The sequence below is a fragment of the Dysosmobacter segnis genome (assembly GCF_014297285.1).
Taxonomy (GTDB): domain Bacteria; phylum Bacillota; class Clostridia; order Oscillospirales; family Oscillospiraceae; genus Oscillibacter; species Oscillibacter segnis.
Window position 1 is genome coordinate 1 of sequence record NZ_JACOQI010000068.1, and the last position, 2310, is coordinate 2310.

Annotated in this window: 2 protein-coding genes; both read left to right on the forward strand. The window is 59.3% G+C overall.

Translation table 11 applies throughout. The features are described 5' to 3' along the window. The first annotated feature begins 659 nt into the window (after nt 1-659). Nucleotides 660-965, forward strand: coding sequence for a MobC family plasmid mobilization relaxosome protein (locus H8Z83_RS18925; RefSeq protein WP_187016449.1), 306 nt, complete (start codon nt 660-662; stop codon nt 963-965). A 5-nt stretch (nt 966-970) separates the two neighbouring features. Beyond that, on the forward strand, nt 971-2310 hold a 1340-nt coding region (locus H8Z83_RS18930; RefSeq protein ID WP_187016450.1), incomplete at its 3' end, for a relaxase/mobilization nuclease domain-containing protein.

Genomic DNA, 2310 nt, shown 5'->3' on the forward strand with positions numbered 1-2310 from the left:
CCGTGTTTCGGCGTGTGAGCCGCTGTGTGCGCGGTTAGGGGCTGGGGTGGCGTGTGTACCCGTCGAGGGGATATTCTGCCCGCACGGGGCAAATTCCGAGACGGCATAAAAACGACGAATACGCCGCCGTGACCCGCGGGCGTCCAGCGTTTCAACGGCATAAAGCGCACGCCGAGGGTAGTGATACCACTCCCCATGCAGGAACGCCGAAAAAGCACTGTGTGCAGGAGTGAACAGAGCGTTCGTCGGCGCAGAGCACCCACTCTGAGAAAGCCGTTTTTTCTGCTGAAATAAACCCCGCGCCGGGTTGTTCCGACACAGACAAAGCGGCCGGAGGGTAGTGATACCCCTCCCACATAGAAGTGCCGAAAAAATGTGAAATGGGAGTTTTTATCACCGCCCCCAACAGGGTTCCCGCCGAAACCCAGCGAAGCGGTTTCGGTGGGAAGAAGGCGGTGCAGCGGAGTGAGCGAGTTTTCGTCGGCGGCAGCGACGGAAACGAGTGATATGCAGCTTGTGCCGCCGACAGCCAGCATCGCATTTGTCTGGTCTGCGGCGAAGCCGCTGCCCTGCCAAATGCACTGGGCGGGACATGGCCCCACACCCCCAAGCTGCGGGCAGAAGCCCACACCCACTTTTAGCTACGATTGGAGAAAAACATGAAAAAAGATATCAAATTCAGCACGCGCATGGCGTCCGCTGACCGCGAGAAGATCAAAGCGCTGGCAGCGAAGGCCCACATGTCCATGAGCGATTACGTCACCGCCTGCTGCCTCGGCAAGCGGATCGTGGTCATCGACGAACAGAAGGAACTGCTCCGCCAGCTCAAGGGCATCGGCAGCAACATCAACCGCCTCACCGTCCTCGCCAACATGGACAAGGTGCAGGTCATCGGTCTCGACAAGGCCGCGCAGGTGCTGTCCGAGGTCAGCGCCGCGTTGCGGGCTGTCATGGAAGGTCGGTGAGCCGTATGGCCATCGTACATTTTGTGAACTACAAACGGGGCACACAGTCCCGCGCCGCCATGCGCGGCGTGATGCTCTACGTCATGCAGGAGAAGAAAACCGCATGGGATGGCGTGCCGCTCGTCAGCGGCATCAACTGCCAGCCGCAGAGCGTCTATGACGATTTCCTGAACACGAAACTGCTTTACCACAAGGACAGCGGCGTGATGTTCTACCACATGGTACAGAGCTTTCCAAAAGGCGCGGCTGTCGATCCCCGGCAGGCTCACGAAGCCGCGCGGCGGCTGGCGGAATACTTCGACGGCTGCGAGGTACTGGTCTGCACCCATGTAGACCGCGAGCACATCCACTCCCACTGCGTCATCAACTCCGTCAACTTCGAGACTGGCAAGAAGCTGCACATGGCGAAGGAACAACTGCAAGAGTTGATGCGGCGCAACGACGCGATCTGTCAGGAAATGGGTCTTCCTGTCTTTGAAGTGACCGCGCAGCAGGCCCGCGGCATGGGCGGTGCGGAATACCACACGGCGCTGAAAGGCCAAAGCTGGAAGCTGCGGCTCATGAATACCATCGACGAGTGCATGAAATACGCCGCCGATAGGGACGCCTTCGTTTCCCTGATGGAATCCGAGGGCTACGCCGTCCGCTGGGAGGGTACCCGCAAGTACATCACCTACACCACGCCAGACGGCATGAGGTGCCGCGACAACAAATTACACGAAGAAAAGTATTGCAAGGAGGCCATGGAACATGAATTCAGAATACGCGCAGAGCTCGTCAAGAGAAAATTCCATCGAGCAGAGGAAACCGATGGAGGAATTGAAGCGGATGAATCAGCCGAGCAGCGCACCGCCGGCTGCGCCACAGCCAATCCAGCCCATTGTGATCCGATGCGACCTGCCGCAGGCGATGAACAAGCTGACGGAGCAGGCAGACGGAATAAACTGGGAGCTGGAGGAAATTCGGAAGACCCTGCCGGAGCTGAAACCACACATCGACCTGACGCCGGTGCAGCAGTCTCTGACGGAGATGCAGAGATTGCTGACAGAGATGAACAAACTGCTGGAACGGGTTGGGAACCTGAGCGAGAAATATTCCTCCAAGTGGATCGACTGGCTCCCGGATTTCAGCCTGCTGGTGGCCCTCAAGTGGATCATGCTGGTGCTGATCCTTGGCACGGCGGCACTGGCGGGTTGGTATGGCGCGGCGGCGATCCGCGGCCTGTTTCTCTGATCCCCGCCGTGGCCGGGCTGGCTGCCGCGGGATCGCTATTGGATGAGGATGCCGAGGAAAAGCGGCGGCGCATAGAGGCGAAAATCGCCGCCGAAAACTTCGGTGCGGCGAT